Source organism: Mycobacterium sp. (assembly GCF_019243155.1).
Taxonomy (GTDB): domain Bacteria; phylum Actinomycetota; class Actinomycetes; order Mycobacteriales; family Mycobacteriaceae; genus Mycobacterium.
The window spans coordinates 1-17,198 of record NZ_JAFAUS010000421.1 but is presented as its reverse complement, the minus strand read 5'-3'; the positions used below and the strand labels follow the sequence as shown (position 1 = coordinate 17,198).

Here is a 17,198-nt window from a genome sequence, read left to right as displayed (position 1 = left end):
CCGGGAGAGCGGCTTGAATATCCGTTTGCACAGCGAAGCCGTGGTGATCACCGGCGACCTCCGAGGCGTCGCGCGCGTGCTACGTAACCTGCTCGACAACGCCGTTCGGCACGCCAAATCGACCATAGAAATCGCTGTAAGACAACGTAATACGTCAGCCGTGCTCACAGTCGCCGATGACGGGCCGGGGATCCTCGCCGAGGATAGAACTCGAGTTTTCGATCGGTTCGTTCGGCTTGACGCCGACCGATCCCGCGACGGCGGCGGCAACGGGCTGGGGCTCGCGATCGTTGCGGAAATCGTCGCATCCCACAACGGAACCGTCAGCATTGACGACAGGACCGGCGGCGGAACCGTTTTCACCGTGACTTTTCCGTCGCTGCTGTGACGACTTCACGCGGCAGTGTCGGCCGGCTCGCCGGGGTGCTGCCCCGGGCGCTGGGGTACGACGACGAGCAGCACGACGATTGCGGCCGCAATGATCGCGGAAGCGAGCGGGCGGCTCAGATCCAGGCCACCGTGGCTGACAGGTTTATCGAGGAAGTCGCCCACGGTGGCGCCGAGGGGCCGGGTCAATATGAACGCGACCCAGAACAGGGTGACACGCGAGATGCTTGTCCAGTAGTACAGCGCCGCAACGGCGGCGAGGCCCGCTGTGAATACCAGCGCGCCACCTTCGTAGCCCAGCCCGCCTGTATCGGCCAGCCAATCTCCGAGTGCGGTGCCCAGCGTCTGCGAAAACGTGATGGTGGCCCAGTAGTACGCCTCTACTTTCGGCGTCGAAACGGTATTGACCGATACCGTTCCCTGCGACCCATGCCAAAACGCCAGGGTGGACAACAAGCAACACAGCAGCAGTAGCGACCCACCCGTATAGCCGATCCCCAACGATCGGTCGGCGAAGTCGGCCAACGCCGTGCCGAACGTCGTTGAGGCGACGATCGTCGCCCAGTAGAGCGCTGGATTGGATCGCTTAACGAGGATCTGCGCGATGACGAGCGCCACCAACGCGCCGCCGAACACCGCGACGCCTATGAGATAACCCCAATTCTGGCGTTCGTGCGCGTGCAGCAATGTCATCGTCAGGGCGTCGCCGCCCGTCTCGCCCAAGGTCGTCGCCAAAATCTTGACGACCCAGAAGCCCAGGGTGACTGCCGGGACCTTGCTCAAGGCCTGCTTCGTCGATTCATTCATAGGGACATTCCTGTCATCCTCACTGCGGATCGGCCAATAGCTTTGTCAAATAATGTTTTTGAGTTCTGCGCAGGCTCTGCCTCTACTATCCGGCGGCGGGCGGTCGTGCGATGAAGGTCGGCCGGAAGCCGTACGGATGCACGCCGCGACCGCGGCTTTGACCGACAAACGTGCCCACGGGCATTCCCGGTATGCCGGCTGCCGTCGCCGGAGGGTGCGTGTCGATCGGTGTGCCGCCCAGTGGCGAGGCCAGCGCGCTGGCCGACGGAGCGGCAGCGGTCCAGTTCGGTGGTACCGATAGCGAGCCGACGGTGACCGCTTGCGCCACACCACCCGAGAACATTGCTCCCGGGCCGCCCATGCCCAGCACCTCGCCTGTGACCGCGCCGTCAATCGCAGTCGCTGCAGCCCCTGCCGCGTCCGTCGCTACCGCACTTGAACCAGCAGTCATGAAGCTGACAAATGGACCGACGGTGTTGGCGGGGGAGATGAGCCCGCTGCCGGAAATGGTGTTCAACAGGTTGGAATTGAGCACCTGGCCCGCAGCGGTGTCGCTGCCGAAGATGGCGTTCAGCAGTCCGAGTGGTCCGGTGGTGACGCGACCTGACCCGGGAGCAAAGATATCCCATCCCGACGCGAACCCGTTTGCGGCGCTGCCAGATTGGGCGACAGCGGCGGACTGGGCCGCTATCGCGCGCGGGTTGGCGATGGACGGCGGCGACGCGAAGGGGCTCAGTTGGCTGGCGACCGCCGAAGAGCCTACGTAGGAGTACATGGCAGCGGCATCTTGCGCCCACATTTCGGCATATTGGGCCTCGGTGGCTGCGATCGCGGGCGTGTTCTGTCCCATGATGTTGGTGGCGATAAGCGTCATCAGCCGAGTGCGGTTCTCCGCGACGAGCGGCGGGGGAACCGTTGCGGCGAAGGCCATCTCGTAGGCGGCTGCGGCGGCCTCGGCCTGCGCGGCCGTGTGCTCGGCTTGCATCGCGGTGCCGTTCATCCACGCGACATAGGGTGAGGCCGCGGCCGCCATTGACGCTGATGCCGGGCCGAGCCAATCTTCGCCGACCAGCGCCGCGAGTGCCGAGCCGTAAGACAGCGCCGTGGCACGCAGTTCGGCAGCCAGTCCCTTCCAGGCGGCCGCAGCAGCCAACATGGGGCCGGCGCCGGCACCGGAATACATGCGTCCTGAGTTGATTTCGGGCGGGAGCATTGCGAAGTCCAGTGCGGGTGCCGTATCGATCACGAGCGTGACGGTATTGACCGCATACTGAAGCAGCGCTGAAGTCACGGGCGGGATGTGCCTTCTCAGCGGGTTCTCAGCGCCCCGTTTATAAGCTGGCGCACACTATGTTTGATCCGAATGCAGCGCCGTGCGAGCTCGAGGTCCAGCCCGGGCGGGGACAGAATGCTCGGCTTTAGGTCAGGCCCGCCCATTTTTCGCCGTGTTTCCGGCAATTATTTGCGCGCATTAATCGAAATATACGCGGAAATCATTACGCGCGCCGAGCCGATTGCCGACCTTGGGCCGTTGTTGAGCGCATTTCGCCAAGCATTCTTGACGTCGAAGTGGATGAGGGCATGCACGCCCACGGCATCGTCACCAGGACTGGCTGACGCCAATTCTTCTGTATTTCAATCGTTTTCATAGTTCTTCGACCTTTCTCGTCGACGCGCCCAAGATAGCGACTGATCTTTATACCTTTGTTCTGCTTCGAAGTCGATAAAACTGAAAACGATACGAAAAACATAGATCTGGCTCAGCTGGCTCTTAAGTCCCCCCGCGATCCTTTATTCAAGGGCTGCAAATAGCGCGACGCCAACGCAATCTGCAGATTCGAACGCATCTTTGGGGGGACAGTGAACTATTCGATAGGTCTAGCGCGCCGGAGAAGCTGCGCCGGCGACGCCGGTGAAGTCTTCACCGGGCCTCGCCGGATGCGAAGCCACGCAGAGACGCCACCTTGCACGACCATGCGTTTGGAAGACAACGCCACCGCGCAGTTGAGCAACGGCGCCCGCTACATCATCACCGCCATCTCGCTATTCGTGACCGCGAGTTCCTTCCTCTTCGTCAATGGCATCGCATTCGTGATGCCGGCGCTCACCGCCCGACATGCTCTCTCACTCGCTGACGCCGGCCTGCTCGCGTCGATGCCGAGCATGGGAATGGTCCTGACGCTGGTCGCGTGGGGTTACGTGGTCGACCAAATCGGCGAACGGATCGTGCTAACCGCAGGCTCGGCACTCACCGCTGTCGCGGCCTACGCTGCGGCCTCGGCCCATTCGTTGGTGTGGATGTGCTTCTACTTGTTCATCGGGGGCATGGCTACCGCCTGTTGCAATACCGCCGGGGGCCGGCTGGTATCAGCGTGGTTCCCGCCACACCAACGCGGACTTGTGATGGGAATCCGTCAGACCGCTCAACCACTGGGAATCGCGTTGGGTGCCTTGGTGATACCCGGATTGGCCGGGCGAGAGCCCCGCTGGGGTCTGACCTTCATTGCCGTGGTGTGCGCCCTCGCGGCGGTTGCCAGCTTTGTCGGCATCGTCGATCCGCCACGCAAATCCCGAGCAGAGACTCCAATCGCGGAACTCGCCAACCCATACCGCGGATCTCTCGTGCTGCTACGAATTCATGCCGTGGCGGGTCTGCTGATGATGCCGCAGACAATCACGATGACTTTCATGATGATCTGGCTGATCAATCGGCATCACTGGTCGGTTGCGGCCGCGGGTGGTTTGGTCACCGTCTCTCAGCTGCTCGGCGCACTGGGCCGCATCGCGATCGGTCGCTGGTCTGATCGCGCCGGCTCGAGAATGCGTCCGGTGCGTGCGGTCGCCGCGGGCGCGGCGGCTGTCCTGTTCCTGCTCGCCGTCGCAGACAGCATAAATTCGGGGATCGAAATCTTGCTGATGGTAACGATTTCGGTGATCGCGGTTCTCGACAACGGGTTGGAGGCGACCGCCATCACCGAGTCCGCCGGCCCGTTCTGGTGCGGGCGGGCCCTGGGCATTCAGAACACCACCCAGCGGGTGGTTGCAGCGGCGTGTCCGTCGCTGTTCGGCGCGCTGATCGGTGCAGGCCAATATCCGGTTGCATGGGCACTTTGCGGATTGTTCCCGCTCGCAGCAATGCCTTTGGTGCCCGAAGACCGGCGTCAGCACAGCAGTCGGTAACCGACGCCCCGGATCGTCTCGATGGTGTTGGTGCCGAAGGGAGTGTCGATCTTGCGGCGCAGGTATCCCACGTAGACCTCGACGACGTTGTCGGGACCCTGGTGGTGCTCGTCCCACACGTTGCGCAATATCTCGGCCTTGGTCACGACCACGTCCTTATTGCGCATCAAGAATTCGAGCACACCGTATTCGCGAGGAGTCAACGCGATTGGGGTCGAATCACGTTCGACCGTGTGCCGGGCAGGATCGAGCGACAGCGACCCCGCGGTCAACACCACCGGCCGCTCCGGCGCGCCGCGGCGAACCAGCGCGCGTAGGCGCGCCACGAGCACACGAAACGAGAACGGTTTTGTCAGATAGTCGTCCGCTCCGAGATCAAAGGCGTCCGTCTCGTCGTACTCACCGTCCTTGGCGGTCAGCATGAGCACCGGCGTCCAGACGTTTTGAGCACGCATCTGGCGCAACACCTCATAGCCGCTGCGACCGGGCAGCATGATGTCAAGAATCGCGACGTCGTAGGTGTTTTCGATCGCCTCGTGCAGTCCTTCGACGCCGGTCCCGACGGCGACGACGACGAATCCCTCTGCCCGCAGCCCCATCGACAATGTCGCCGACAGTCGCGGTTCGTCCTCGACGAGCAGAACCCGCATGTCTTTACGCTACCCGTGCGCGATTGCGCCTAGTCGGGCCAACTGGCTTCAACCAGAACCTCACCGGACGGCCCGCCGAGCCGGCAAAAGTTGCTGGTAGCCACCCATACGACGCCGGGTCTTTCCAGCCTGATGCGCACCGGGTGACCGATGATCGTCTCGCCGGGATTGGTGTAGCTGAAGTAGGTTCTCGGCATATCGGTGTCCACGTCGACTTTCCAGTCGGGCCAGGGACGTTCGAAGAAGTCCACGTTGAACCACATTGTCGGGCACTGCTCAATCCGCCGCTCCCTCAGACCTATTGGAGGCAGCATCATGAGCGGTGAGACACCAGGTCTTGTCATTCGCTCTCTGCCGCCGCGTCTTCCGCATATCCGGCGTGACGCCCGGCGCGTTGCGGCAGGGCGATCAGCAATACCGCGATGACGACGGCGATCGCCAACGAGGCCAGCGGGCGGCTCAGGGCGAGACCGCCGTCGGCGACGGGCTTGTCGATGAAGTCGCCCACGGTCGCGCCCAGCGGCCTGGTCAGGATGAAGGCGACCCAGAACAGAGTCACCCGCGAGACCGAGGTCCAGTAGTAGAGGGCTATCACGATAGCCAGCCCGGCGGCGAACACCAGTGCGCCGCGTTCGTAACCGAATCCCCGGGTGTCGGCGAGCCAATCTCCCAGGGCGGTGCCGAGGGTCTGCGAGAAGGTGATGGTTGCCCAGTAAAAGGCCTCCACCTTCGGCGTCGAGACCGTGGTGACCGACACCGTGCCCTGCGACCAGCGCCACACCCCTAGGGTGGCCAACAGGCAACCCAGTAATACGAGTGATCCGCCGGTGTAGCCGATGCCCAGCGACCGGTCGGCGAAGTCGGCCAGTGTCGTCCCGAATGTCGTCGAAGCCACGATCGTCGCCCAGTACAGGATCGGGTGAAAGCGCTTGGCCAAGATCTGGGCGGCGACCAGTACCACCAGTGCCACGCCGAAAAGCGCGACGCCGGCCGCATAGCCCCAGTTCAACGTCATGGTGACGGTATCGCCACCCGTCTCGCCCAGCGTCGTCGCCAGGACCTTGATCACCCAGAAGCCCAGCGTGACGGCCGGCACCTTGGTCGATGCGTGTTGTGAAGCCTGTTTAGAAACGTCATTCATCAACAGTCAACTTCCGGTGTCGTTATTGATGAATAACTACGGCAGACGCGCTGAGAAATCGCTGAGAGCACGGTTCTACTCACCAGGATCGGAAAAACGCCGTCGACGCCGCGGTGGCGTAATAGCGCGACCGGTCCCGGTTTTAGCTGGTCGTCGTCGAATCCGAACCGGCGCAATACGCCAATCCGCGCCGGCGAGGCCTCTTCGGCCGCCCGGAAAGTGCCCCTGAGCTGCGTTAGCGTGACCGCGTGGCGCAACCAGTACCCATCCAGGGCCCCCGGGCAGATCGTGCCCGCCGGGTCGCCGATGTGTTGCGCCAGCAGATCCACGCCGACGCCTATCCCGACGGCCTGCCCGCCGAACTGGAGTTGGCCGCGGAATTCGCCGTGTCGCGCAACACCATTCGCGAGGCGCTGACCGTTCTCAAACACGAGGGGCTGATCGACCGCGGACCCAAGGTCGGCACCCATGTGGCGCAGCGTAAGTACGATCACGGTCTCGACGCGCTGCTGGGGCTGAAGGAGACATTCAAGGACCTCGGCGAAGTCCGTAATGAGGTGCGTGCCGCAATGCCGGTCACCGCCCCGCCGTCGGTGGCCCGCCGGTTGCGGCTGCAGCCCGGTGAGCAGGCGGTGTTCGTCGAGCGGCTGCGCTACCTCGGCGACCTGCCACTCAGCCTCGACCTGACCTACCTCACCCCGGACATCGGTATGGAGGTGCTCAAGCACCCGCTGGAGACCCACGACCTGTTCGCGCTGATCGAGCAGGTGAGCGGGCAGCGGTTGGGCTCGGCGTCGCTGGCGCTTGAGGCCATCCCCGCCGACGCGCATTCGGCGGCCACGCTGCAGGTACCCGACGGGGCGGCGCTGCTGATGCTGGAGCGGCTCACCGGCCTCGCCGACGGCACACCCGTCGACCTGGAGTACATCCGGATGCGCGGCGACCGAATCACCATGCGGGGCAGTTTGATTAGAGCCGAGCCGATGAGGAGTAACCCATGACCCTGGTCAACAACAACCGCGCGGACGTGCCGGTGACGATCGACGAGTCGCTGTGTATCGACGGCTGCACACTGTGCGTGGAGGTCTGTCCGCTCGACGCGCTGGCCATCAACCCCGACACCGGCAAGGCGTTCATGCACGTCGACGAATGCTGGTACTGCGGCCCCTGTGCCGCTCGCTGTCCGACGGGCGCCGTCACCGTCAACATGCCTTATCTACTTCGCTGAAATCCTAAGGCCGCCAATGAAGAAGCCCGCCGGTTATCTGGCGTCGCTCGCCATCGCCACCGCCGCTATCACCTCCGGATGCTCGCTCGAGTCGCTCTCGCAGTCCTCCGGTGTCGTCAACGTCGTCGTGGGCTACCAGTCCAAGACCATCAACACCGTCACCGCGGGCACGCTGCTGCGCGCGCAGGGCTACCTGGAGCACCGGCTCGCAGACATCACCACCCGCACCGGCACCAAATACGCGGTGCGGTGGCAGGATTACGACACCGGAGCCCCGATCACGGCGCAGATGCTTGCCGAGAAGATCGACATCGGCTCGATGGGGGACTACCCCATGCTGATCAACGGCTCCAAGACGCAGGCGAATCCGCTGGCAAAGACCGAAATCGTCTCGATCACCGGTTACAACCCCAAGGGCGCGCTGAACATGGTGGTGGTGGCACCCGGTTCGTCGGCGACCTCGCTCAATGACCTGGCCGGGTCGAAGGTTTCGGCGAGCGTGGGCTCGGCCGGCCACGGCACGCTGGTGCGGGCCCTGGACAGGGCCGGGATCAAGGGCGTCGAGGTGCTCAACCAGCAGCCACAGGTGGGCGCTTCGGCTCTGGAATCGGGCCAGGTGCAAGGGCTTTCACAGTTCGTCGCCTGGCCGGGGCTGCTCGTCTTCCAAAACAAGGCCAAGCTGCTCTACGACGGCGCCGAGCTGAACCTGCCCACCCTGCACGGTGTGGTGGTGCGCCGGTCGTACGCGACGTCGCATCCGGAGGTGCTGGCGGCCTTCCTACAGGCGCAACTGGATGCCACCGACTTCCTCAACCAAAAGCCATTGGAGGCGGCCCGTATCGTCGCCCAGTCCAGCGGTTTGCCGCAGGAAGTGGTCTACCTCTACAACGGTCCCGGCGGTACATCGTTCGATACCACCCTCAAGCCCGCACTGGTTGGGGCGCTGAAAAACGATGTGCCGTATCTGAAGTCGATTGGCGACTTCGCCGACCTCGACGTCACCGGCTTCGTCCAGGACGCGCCGCTGCGCAGCGTGTTCGGCGCTCGCGGCCTGAACTACGACGCGACCCGGGCGGCCACCGCCAACCCGTCCGTGCTCAGCGGGAACCCCGCGCTGGCAAGCGAACTCTGGCTGGACGGATCGGTCACGACCCAGACAGTCGCCGATCCGACCGCCCTACTGCGGGCGGTCAGGGACGCGAGCGCCCACGGCGCCAAAGTCCGTGCCGCCTATGTCCCCGACGCTGAGCTGGGCACCCGATGGTTCGCCGACAAGGCGGTCTGGGTGCAGGCCGGCCAGAACTACCTGCCGTTCGGAACTCCGGCCGGCGCGCATCGCTACCTCGCCGCACACCCGGGCGGCGCCATCGTGAGTTATCAACAGGCACTTGGAGGTTCGGTATGACTGCATATCTGACCGGCGATCCGGCAGCCCCGGCCTCCGGCCAAGTCGTCGACGCGGCCCCGCTGGCGGGGGCGCCGCGACGCACCACGTCCCCGTGGCAGTGGCGGCTGCTTCGCCTTGCCTCGGTCGTCGCCGCCATCGGTCTGTGGCAGGTCCTGACGGCCGGCAAGGTCCGGCTGCTGTTGCGATTCGACACCCTGCCGACCGTCACCGAGATCGTGCACGCGCTGCAGCGCCGGCTCGGAACCTACGAGTACTGGCTTGACCTGGCCCAGTCGTTGATCCGCATTCTGACCGGCTTCGGGCTGGCCGCCGTGATCGGCGTCGCGACGGGTGTGCTGCTCGGCCGTTCGCGGTTGTTCGCCAACACCTTCGGTCCGCTGACCGAGTTGGTGCGGCCCGTTCCGGCCATCGCGATGGTGCCGGTGGCGATCCTGCTGTTTCCCACCGACGAGGCCGGCATCGTGTTCATCACCTTCCTCGCGGCCTACTTCCCGATCCTGGTCAGCACCCGGCACGCGGTGCGGGCGCTGCCCACCCTCTGGGAGGACTCGGTGCGCACCCTCGGCGGCGGCCGGTGGGACGTGCTGAAACAGGTGGTGTTGCCGGGCATCCTGCCCGGAGTGTTCGGGGGCCTGTCGGTCGGCATGGGTGTGGCGTGGATCTGCGTGATCTCCGCGGAGATGATCTCGGGCCGTCTCGGGGTTGGCTATCGCACCTGGCAGGACTACACCGTGCTGGCCTACCCCCAGGTGTTCGTCGGCATCATCACCATCGGCGTCCTGGGATTCGCGACGGCCGCGGCCGTCGAACTGGTGGGCCGCCGGGTGACCAGCTGGCTGCCGCGCGCGGAGGAGGAGCAGCGATGACTTTGGGAATCAGTCTCGAACTGGATCGAGTTCGCTTGTCCTACACCGGAGATCCGGTGATCGACGGGCTGAGCCTGTCGGTGCGGCCCGGGGAGATCCTCGTGCTGACCGGGCCTTCGGGGTGCGGCAAATCGACGGTGCTGCGCGCCGTTTCGGGACTGCTGCGGCCCGACGACGGCCGCATCCTGGCCGACGGCGCCGAGGTCACCAGCACCTCGGGCGATCGCGGCATGGTGTTCCAGGACAACGCGCTGCTGCCATGGCGCACGGTGCGGTCCAACATCGAGTTGGCCCTGCGGTTGCGCGGCGTCCCGCGGGCGGGGCGGCGGGCGGAGGCCGACCGCTGGATCGGCGAACTCGGTCTCACCGGTTTCGGTGACTACCTGCCCAAGAGCCTGTCCGGCGGCATGCGGCAGCGGGTCCAGCTGGCCCGCGGCCTGGCCGGGGCTCCGCGCGCGGTGATGATGGACGAGCCGTTCGGTGCGCTGGACACCCAAACGCGTACGGCCATGCAGCGGTTGCTGATCGATACCTGGAGCGCTCATCCGACGACGATCGTGTTCGTCACGCACGACGTCGACGAGGCACTGCTGCTGGGCGACCGGATCGCGGTGCTGGGCAAGGCCGGCCAGCCGCTGCGCACCCTGATCGACGTGCCGGAGCCCCGCGTCGACCGGCAGCGTGGCGCGCTTCGCGCTGAAGTGATTGCGGCACTAGATCATTCGTCGGTGGCCGCATGACGCAGATACCCGACCCCACCACTCCGACGCGGCTCGACTGTGACGTCCTCGTCATCGGGGGCGGCACCGCGGGCACCATGGCGGCGCTGTCGGCCGCCGAGGGCGGCGCGCAGGTGCTGCTCCTGGAAAAGGCCCACGTGCGGCACTCCGGCGCCCTGGCGATGGGCATGGACGGGGTCAACAACGCCGTCATCCCCGGCAAGGCCGAGCCCGAGGACTACGTCGCCGAGATCACCCGCGCGAACGATGGAATCGTCAACCAGCGCACGGTCTATCAGACCGCCACCCGCGGTTTTGCGATGGTGCAGCGGCTGGAGCGCTACGGCGTGAAGTTCGAGAAGGATGAGCACGGCGAGTACGCGGTCCGACGGGTGCACCGGTCAGGCTCCTACGTGCTGCCCATGCCGGAGGGCAAGGACGTCAAGAAGGCCCTGTACCGGGTGCTGCGGCAACGGTCGATGCGCGACAAGATCCGCATCGAGAACCGGTTGATGCCGGTCCGGGTTCTTGTTCAGGACGGTCGCGCGGTGGGTGCGGCCGCCTTGCACACGCGCACAGGGGAATTCGTTGCCGTCGGCGCCAAGGCGGTCATCCTGGCCACCGGGGCGTGCGGCCGGCTCGGCCTGCCCGCATCGGGATACCTCTACGGCACCTACGAGAACCCCACCAACGCCGGCGACGGGTACTCGATGGCGTATCACGCGGGTGCCGAGCTGTCCGGCATCGAGTGTTTCCAGGTCAATCCGCTGATCAAGGATTACAACGGCCCGGCGTGTGCCTACGTGGCCAATCCGTTCGGTGGCTACCAGGTCAACTCGCACGGCGAGCGGTTCGTCGACTCCGACTACTGGTCGGGGCAGATGATGTCCGAGGTCAAGAGCGAGATCGACTCGGCTCGCGGGCCGATCTACCTCAAGGTGTCCCACCTGCCCGATGAGACGCTGACCGCGCTGGAAGGCATCCTGCACACCACCGAGCGGCCCACCCGGGGCACGTTCCACGCCAACCGCGGCCATGACTACCGCACCCACGACATCGAGATGCACATCTCCGAAATCGGCTTGTGCAGCGGCCATTCCGCGTCCGGTGTGTGGGTCGACGAGCATGCCCGCACTACGGTTCCCGGCCTGTACGCCGCGGGGGACCTGGCGTGCGTGCCGCACAACTACATGATCGGGGCGTTCGTGTTCGGCGACCTGGCCGGCACCCACGCCGTCTCCACCTTGGCCGAAGTCGCTGCCCCACAGGAGCTTGACGAAACCCAGCTGCGTGAGGCCCACGAGCTGATCTACCGCCCGCTGCGGCATCCCGACGGCCCGCCGCAGCCGCAGGTCGAATACAAGTTGCGGCGCTTCGTCAACGACTACGTGGCCCCGCCCAAGACGGCGGCCAAACTGTCGATCGCCGTGCAGACGTTTGACCGGATGCGTGCCGAGATCGCCGAGATGGGCGCCCGCAACCCGCACGAACTGATGCGGACCGTGGAGGTGTCGTTCATCCGGGACTGCGCCGAGATGGCCGCCCGCTCGTCGCTGACCCGCACCGAATCGCGCTGGGGTCTCTACCACGACCGCGCCGATCTGCCGGACCGGGACGACAGCCAATGGGGCTACCACCTCAACCTGTTCAAGGATGCCGACGGCGAAATGGCCTTCCTCAAGCGCCCGGTCGCGCCGTATGTGGTGCCGGTCCCGGAGCTGGACGGTCTGCCGCCCGCGGACCAGTCCGTGCAACAGGTGCAGCAGCCGCCGCTGATCGGCGGGCAGGCCCCGCCCACCACGCGCTCGCGGATCGATTCGGCGAGAACGGAATTCGAGCCGCCGTCGCCCCGTATCGCCGAGGTCCTCGCCCTCGAGGAACCGGTGATCGGCGATCTGACGCCGTATCTGGCGGACACCGATCCGGGGGTCCGCCGAACCGCGGTGGCCACGCTGACCGAGCACATTCCCGACGGGTATGCGCCCGCTCTGTACGCGGCGCTGAACGACGCCGACGCGACGGTACGTCGCGCCAGCGCCGACGGCATCCGCGAGTTGGTCGAAGTGCTGCCGGATCCGGCCGCCGTCGCCGAGTATCTGCTTTCGGCTGACAACGTGGTGCGTGCCGCCGCCGTCTATCTCCTCGCGGCACGGCGCGCGGGCGATGCCGGCCAATACCGGCGCGCGATCGAGGATCCCGACCATCGCGTGCGGATCGAAGCGGTGCGTGCGCTGGTATCGGTCGACGACGTCGACGGGGTGGTGCACGCGACCGGCGACGAGAACCGCGAGGTTCGCGTCGCGGCGGCCGCGGGTCTGGCAACGCTACGCGGCGGGGCAGAGGCCGTGCGGGCGCTGGTCGGCGACCCCGACCCGCTGGTGCGTGCAGCGGCGCTGGCGGCGCTGAGCGAATTGGGCTGCGGCGACGAGGTTTTGACCGCGGTTCGGCAGGCGCTGCGGGCGCCGGCGTGGCAGGTGCGTGTCGGCGCCGCGCGAGCGTTGTCGGGTGCGTCAGCCGAATCCGCGGTTCCGCTGCTGTCCGAGGCGCTCGGCGACGCGCATCTCGACGTCCGCAAGGCGGCCGTGCTCAGCCTGACCCGGTGGGCAACTGCGCCCGCCGCGCGGGACGCGCTCGGTATCGCGCTGAAGGACAGCGACGCGGACGTGCGCGCGTATGCGCGTCGCGCCTTGGACGAAGTCGGCGCCGGAGAAGACTTGGCGAAGAGGGGGTAGGCGGGCAAGTCGATGACTCTGCCCGTCGAGTGTGCGCTGGCGGCTTTGAGTGTGCGTTCAGGGCAATCGTTTGGGGCGATTCTCCGCCCTGCATGCACACTCGAAAAATTTCACCGGAGGATTCGCGCGTAGAGCAGGCTGTCTTGCGGTTCGAATCCCATGGTGGGGTAGACCGCGTGCCGGGCCAGCCGTCCCTCCAGCACGAAACCGGCCCGCTCCAGCAGTCGCGCCGAGCGCTCGTTGTCGACACTGGTTGTGGCCCAGACGCGGAACACGGCCCGATCGGCATCGAGCGCACTCAGCAGCATGTCGAGGACCTCGGCCATCAAACCCTTGCCCCACCAACGGCGGCCGAGGCAATAGCCGATCTCGACCGAGTGCGGGGCCTCACGCCGGCAGCTGGTCAGCCCGATGACTTCCCCGCGGTGCTTCAGCTCGATGGCCCAGGTTCGCTCGTCGTCATTGTTGTTGAGTTTTTCGGTGATCACCCGCCGCGTCGCCGCCACGTCCGGATGCGGCGCCCACAACAGGTATTTGGTGACCTCGGGATCGCGGGCGACCCGCTGATACAGCGCTCCCGCATCGTCGAGCACGGGCGGTCGCAGCACCAGCCGCGGGCCGGTCATGCGGTCGGGTGGGTAGTCGGCCATGGCTTCAGAAGCCGAGCGCTTGATAGGTGCGGCGGACGAATTTCGGTTGTGCGGTGCGCAGTTTCGCCAGCGACGTGTTGCCGGCCACCGCCGTGGCCGCATCGACCGTCATGTCGGGCAGGTTCTGGATCAGATAGATGAGGATCAGGTCGGCCTCGGGGTCGGCCTGCCACCACGTGCCGTAGGCGCCAGGCCAGCTGAACGTGCCCAGCCCGCCCGGACCGAACAGCGGGGCGGACTTCGCCGGGTCGGTGACCACCGACAGGTTCAGGCCGAAGCCGCGGCCGACCCAGTACGGGGCGCCGAGAAAGTTGTGCCGCTTCTGTTCGTCGGTGAGCCGGTCGGTCCGCATCAGGCGGGCCGATTCCGGTGAGAGCACCCGCACGCCATCCACCATCCCGTCGCCGAGCAGCATCCGGATGAATCGCAGGTAATCGTTGGCGGTCGACCACAGGCCGCCGCCCGCGTTGCAGAAGGACGGCGGCTTGATGTGCGGCGGCCCCATCACGTCGTGCCGCAGCCGCTCGTGTTCGTCGAGCGAGTACATCGTCGCCGCGCGCCGGCGCGCTTCCAGCGAGACGAAGAACCCGGTGTCCGGCATGCCCGTCGGGCCCAGCACCCGCTCCTCGAGAACCTGATAGAACGGCTTGCCTTCGACGCGGGAAGCGATGACGCCCAACAGGTCTATGGAGTGGCTGTAGGTGACCCGATCACCGGGCTGATGCACCAACGGCAGTTTCGCGAGTTCGGTGAGCCAGACGTCCGGTCCCTGATTGAAAGGCAGCCGCAGGTAGGCCTTCGCGATCGGCCCGGACACCGAGAATCCGTAGGCCAGGCCACTGGTGTGGGTGAGCAGATCCTCGATCAGGATGGCGCGCTGGATCGGATGGGTGCGGTCCAGTGGGCCGCGCGGATCGTCGAGCACCCGGACATCGGCCAACTCCGGCGCCCACCGCACAATGGGGTCCTTGAGCGCCAGTTTGCCCTCGTCGATAAGGCTCATCGCCGCCGCAACCGTGACGGGCTTGGTCATCGAGGCGATCCGGAACAGCGTGTCACGCTGCATTGGCAGGCCCGCATCGACGTCGCGGTACCCGATCTCGTTGACCTGCAGCACCTCTCCGCCCTGCCAGACCACCGTCAGCGCCCCGGCGAGCAGGCCCGCATCGCACACTTCGCGGATGGAGGCCGCATTGAGGTCGAGATTCACCCGGTTCAGGGTAATGCGCGCCGCGCCGGCCCCGATTTGCGGCTTGGGTCGCGGCTGCATTTCATGACGGTTTCGGTTGTACAAAGTTGTTGCGGCATGCCCGCGATGCGAGGGTCGATGCCGCACGTTTGGCTTTAATGTTGGTGCCATGTCCGAACCGAGCAATCGCGTGAAGCGCTGGCGCACAGCGCTTCACGTAGCCGTGTCGGCATCGATGGTTGTCCTTTTCGGAATCGTCAGCACGCCGGTGGCTCATGCGGCCGCGGCCACGGCGACGTTATCGGTGTCGCATTCGTGGCAGAACGGCTTCATCGCCCACTTCGCCGTCACGAACTCGAGCACGGTGCCGCTGAGCGATTGGAAGATCGAATTCGACTTGCCGTCGGGAGAATCCATCTCGCACACGTGGAATAGCACCGTCAGCCAATCGGGCACGCACTACGTTCTGAGCCCCGCGAACTGGAATCGCGTCATTGCGCCCGGTGGTTCAGCCACGGGTGGTTTCAGGGGCGTGCTGACCGGTGTCTACTCACCACCGGTGAACTGCGTGCTGAACGGGCAATATCTCTGCAGCGCCTAGCGGCACCCGATTCAGGGTGAGGTGCGTCGGCGCGCCCGGACATACCAGAACGTCATCTCGACTTCCGCGCCGTCCAGTTCCCGGCGCATGGTGGCGGGCTCGAGCGATTCGATGTCCCAATTCGCGCCGCCGAGGACGTCGCGCAGCGTCTGCTCGGACACCGCGGGGCGGGGCCATTTGTCGTCAGACGGGTTGGCGTCGGAGAAGCAGCTGATCAACAGAGTGGCGTCCGGCCGGGCGGCCCGGTGGGCCGCGGCGGCGTAACTGCGCTTTCCGTCGTCGTCGAGGCAGTGGAACATGCCGCTGTCGACGATGGTGTCGAACGCGTCGGTGTAGCCCTGAAGTTTGGTGGAGTCGGTCACCGCGAAGGTCACGTCAACCCCGGCGTCTGCCGCGCGGCGCTCGGCGGTGATCAGCGCGGTCGGAGAAATGTCCAGCCCGGTCACCCGGTAGCCGTTTTTGGCCAGGTAGATGGCGTTGTCGCCGAGACCGCAGCCGATGTCGAGAACGTCACCATGGACCCAGCCGGCGCCATGCCATGCGACGACACTTTCTTTGGGGGCCTTGGTGTCCCATGGTGGTGTGGTCATCGCCGGCATACCCTCGCCGGGGCTTTCGCCGCGGTAAAGCGCGTCGAAGTCCATGCGCTGTAGTCCGGAGAATCCGGACGAAGAAGTCGAGCCTGTCATTTTCACCAGGGTAGTCCGGGGTGCTACGCTGCCCGGCAGTCGACATCCTTTAACGATCCGTCCGGCGAGGCGGAGAAGGAGGTCAAGGCTCGTCATGGGTGCCGTGGGTGACACCCGGGAATTGATGTCGGCGGCCGACGTGGGCCGCACCATTTCCCGTATCGCACACCAGATCATCGAAAAGACCGCACTCGACGGTCCCGACGCCCCGCGCGTGGTGCTGCTGGGCATCCCTACCCGCGGCGTCATCCTGGCCGATCGGCTGGCCACCAACATCGCCGAATACAGCGGGGTTGACGTCGGGCACGGCGCCCTCGACATCACGCTCTACCGCGACGACCTGATGCAAAAGCCGCCGCGGCCGCTCGAGGCCACCTCGATTCCGGCCGGCGGCATCGACGACGCGCTGGTGATCCTGGTCGACGACGTGCTGTTCTCCGGGCGCTCGGTGCGCTCGGCCTTGGATGCGCTGCGCGATGTGGGGCGCCCGCGGATCGTCCAGCTGGCGGTGCTCGTCGACCGCGGCCACCGCGAACTGCCGCTGCGCGCCGACTACGTCGGCAAGAACGTCCCCACCGCACGGGGCGAAAGTGTGCACGTGCTGCTGAGCGAGCACGACGGCCGCGACGGGGTGGTGATCTCGCGATGACGCGCCACCTGCTGGCCGCCGGCGACCTGAGCCGAGACGAGGCCACCGCCATCCTCGACGACGCGGACCGGTTCGCCCAGGCCCTGGTCGGACGCGAGATCAAGAAGCTGCCGACGCTGCGCGGCCGCACCGTCGTCAACCTCTTCTACGAGGACTCGACCCGGACCCGGATCTCCTTCGAGGCGGCGGCGAAGCGCCTGTCCGCCGACGTCATCAACTTCTCCGCGAAGGGTTCGAGCGTGTCCAAGGGGGAGAGCCTCAAGGACACCGCGCTCACCCTCGAGGCGATGGGGGCGGACGCC

General features: G+C 66.0%; 18 protein-coding genes and 1 pseudogene. 11 read left to right on the top strand and 8 right to left on the bottom strand.

Annotated features, from left to right (window positions below):
* A partial coding sequence (locus tag JOZ00_RS21705) for an ATP-binding protein (RefSeq protein ID WP_293347812.1) occupies positions 1-388 on the top strand: 388 nt, incomplete at its 5' end.
* Between the two features lie 5 nt (positions 389-393).
* On the opposite strand, the gene JOZ00_RS21700 is transcribed toward JOZ00_RS21705, so the two are convergent.
* Together JOZ00_RS21700 and JOZ00_RS21695 are read right to left on the bottom strand one after the other, a co-directional pair.
* Positions 394-1,194: a hypothetical protein gene (locus JOZ00_RS21700; protein ID WP_293347809.1), complete on the bottom strand. Its 801-nt coding sequence runs from the start codon at positions 1,192-1,194 to the stop codon at positions 394-396.
* 85 nt (positions 1,195-1,279) lie between these two features.
* Positions 1,280-2,407 carry a PPE family protein gene (locus JOZ00_RS21695; protein ID WP_293347815.1) on the bottom strand — a complete coding sequence of 376 codons (1,128 nt, stop codon included), beginning with the start codon at positions 2,405-2,407 and terminating at the stop codon, positions 1,280-1,282.
* Between the two features lie 761 nt (positions 2,408-3,168).
* Between JOZ00_RS21695 and JOZ00_RS21690 the strand changes: the two genes are divergently transcribed.
* On the top strand, positions 3,169-4,374 hold the full coding sequence (locus tag JOZ00_RS21690; RefSeq protein ID WP_293347806.1) for an MFS transporter: 1,206 nt from the start codon (positions 3,169-3,171) through the stop codon (positions 4,372-4,374).
* On the opposite strand, the gene JOZ00_RS21685 is transcribed toward JOZ00_RS21690, so the two are convergent.
* The 3 genes from JOZ00_RS21685 to JOZ00_RS21675 all read right to left on the bottom strand — a co-directional run bounded on the left by JOZ00_RS21685 (position 4,356) and on the right by JOZ00_RS21675 (position 6,165).
* Positions 4,356-5,024 (bottom strand): response regulator transcription factor, encoded by a 669-nt coding sequence (locus JOZ00_RS21685; RefSeq protein ID WP_293347803.1) that lies wholly within the window; start codon positions 5,022-5,024, stop codon positions 4,356-4,358. The genes JOZ00_RS21690 and JOZ00_RS21685 overlap by 19 nt on opposite strands.
* A gap of 29 nt (positions 5,025-5,053) precedes the next feature.
* Positions 5,054-5,287 carry a hypothetical protein gene (locus JOZ00_RS21680; RefSeq protein WP_293347800.1) on the bottom strand — a complete coding sequence of 78 codons (234 nt, stop codon included), beginning with the start codon at positions 5,285-5,287 and terminating at the stop codon, positions 5,054-5,056.
* Positions 5,288-5,364: 77 nt separating this feature from the next.
* Positions 5,365-6,165 (bottom strand): hypothetical protein, encoded by an 801-nt coding sequence (locus JOZ00_RS21675; RefSeq protein WP_293347797.1) that lies wholly within the window; start codon positions 6,163-6,165, stop codon positions 5,365-5,367.
* 248 nt (positions 6,166-6,413) lie between these two features.
* On the opposite strand from JOZ00_RS21675, the gene JOZ00_RS21670 reads away from it, so the two are divergent.
* Genes JOZ00_RS21670 through JOZ00_RS21645 form a run of 6 tightly spaced genes read left to right on the top strand, consistent with a single transcriptional unit; the run spans position 6,414 to position 13,118 of the window.
* Positions 6,414-7,166 (top strand): GntR family transcriptional regulator, encoded by a 753-nt coding sequence (locus JOZ00_RS21670; RefSeq protein ID WP_293347794.1) that lies wholly within the window; start codon positions 6,414-6,416, stop codon positions 7,164-7,166.
* Entirely contained in the window at positions 7,163-7,393 is a 231-nt protein-coding gene (locus JOZ00_RS21665) for a ferredoxin family protein (protein ID WP_293347791.1), read from the top strand. The genes JOZ00_RS21670 and JOZ00_RS21665 overlap by 4 nt, the downstream gene beginning before the upstream one ends.
* Positions 7,394-7,409: 16 nt before the next feature.
* Complete coding sequence (locus tag JOZ00_RS21660; protein WP_293347788.1) at positions 7,410-8,798, top strand: ABC transporter substrate-binding protein; 1,389 nt, start codon at positions 7,410-7,412, stop codon at positions 8,796-8,798.
* Complete coding sequence (locus tag JOZ00_RS21655; protein ID WP_293347785.1) at positions 8,795-9,667, top strand: ABC transporter permease; 873 nt, start codon at positions 8,795-8,797, stop codon at positions 9,665-9,667. The genes JOZ00_RS21660 and JOZ00_RS21655 overlap by 4 nt, the downstream gene beginning before the upstream one ends.
* A complete protein-coding gene (locus JOZ00_RS21650; RefSeq protein WP_293347782.1) occupies positions 9,664-10,407 on the top strand; it encodes an ABC transporter ATP-binding protein in 744 nt (247 codons plus the stop codon). The genes JOZ00_RS21655 and JOZ00_RS21650 overlap by 4 nt, the downstream gene beginning before the upstream one ends.
* The gene (locus JOZ00_RS21645; protein WP_293347779.1) at positions 10,404-13,118 is read left to right on the top strand and encodes a fumarate reductase/succinate dehydrogenase flavoprotein subunit; all 2,715 of its coding nucleotides are present in this window, start codon (positions 10,404-10,406) and stop codon (positions 13,116-13,118) included. The genes JOZ00_RS21650 and JOZ00_RS21645 overlap by 4 nt, the downstream gene beginning before the upstream one ends.
* Before the next feature lie 110 nt (positions 13,119-13,228).
* Here the strand turns inward: JOZ00_RS21645 and JOZ00_RS21640 are convergent, their stop codons facing one another.
* Together JOZ00_RS21640 and JOZ00_RS21635 are read right to left on the bottom strand one after the other, a co-directional pair.
* Entirely contained in the window at positions 13,229-13,768 is a 540-nt protein-coding gene (locus JOZ00_RS21640) for a GNAT family N-acetyltransferase (protein WP_293347776.1), read from the bottom strand.
* Positions 13,769-13,772: 4 nt separating this feature from the next.
* Positions 13,773-14,978 (bottom strand): serine hydrolase domain-containing protein, encoded by a 1,206-nt coding sequence (locus tag JOZ00_RS21635; RefSeq protein ID WP_293347773.1) that lies wholly within the window; start codon positions 14,976-14,978, stop codon positions 13,773-13,775.
* A 148-nt stretch (positions 14,979-15,126) separates the two neighbouring features.
* On the opposite strand from JOZ00_RS21635, the gene JOZ00_RS21630 reads away from it, so the two are divergent.
* Positions 15,127-15,558: a cellulose-binding domain-containing protein gene (locus tag JOZ00_RS21630; protein ID WP_293347770.1), complete on the top strand. Its 432-nt coding sequence runs from the start codon at positions 15,127-15,129 to the stop codon at positions 15,556-15,558.
* Positions 15,559-15,569: 11 nt separating this feature from the next.
* Here the strand turns inward: JOZ00_RS21630 and JOZ00_RS21625 are convergent, their stop codons facing one another.
* Positions 15,570-16,247, bottom strand: a complete 678-nt coding sequence (locus tag JOZ00_RS21625) for a class I SAM-dependent methyltransferase (RefSeq protein WP_293347767.1) — start codon at positions 16,245-16,247, stop codon at positions 15,570-15,572.
* Between the two features lie 94 nt (positions 16,248-16,341).
* Here JOZ00_RS21625 and pyrR point away from each other — a divergent pair, with 94 nt between their 5' ends.
* Both pyrR and JOZ00_RS21615 read left to right on the top strand, forming a co-directional pair.
* On the top strand, positions 16,342-16,896 hold the full coding sequence (gene pyrR, locus JOZ00_RS21620; RefSeq protein ID WP_293347764.1) for a bifunctional pyr operon transcriptional regulator/uracil phosphoribosyltransferase PyrR: 555 nt from the start codon (positions 16,342-16,344) through the stop codon (positions 16,894-16,896).
* A pseudogene (locus JOZ00_RS21615) lies at positions 16,893-17,198 on the top strand (aspartate carbamoyltransferase); the annotation flags it as partial. The gene pyrR and the pseudogene JOZ00_RS21615, both read left to right, overlap by 4 nt.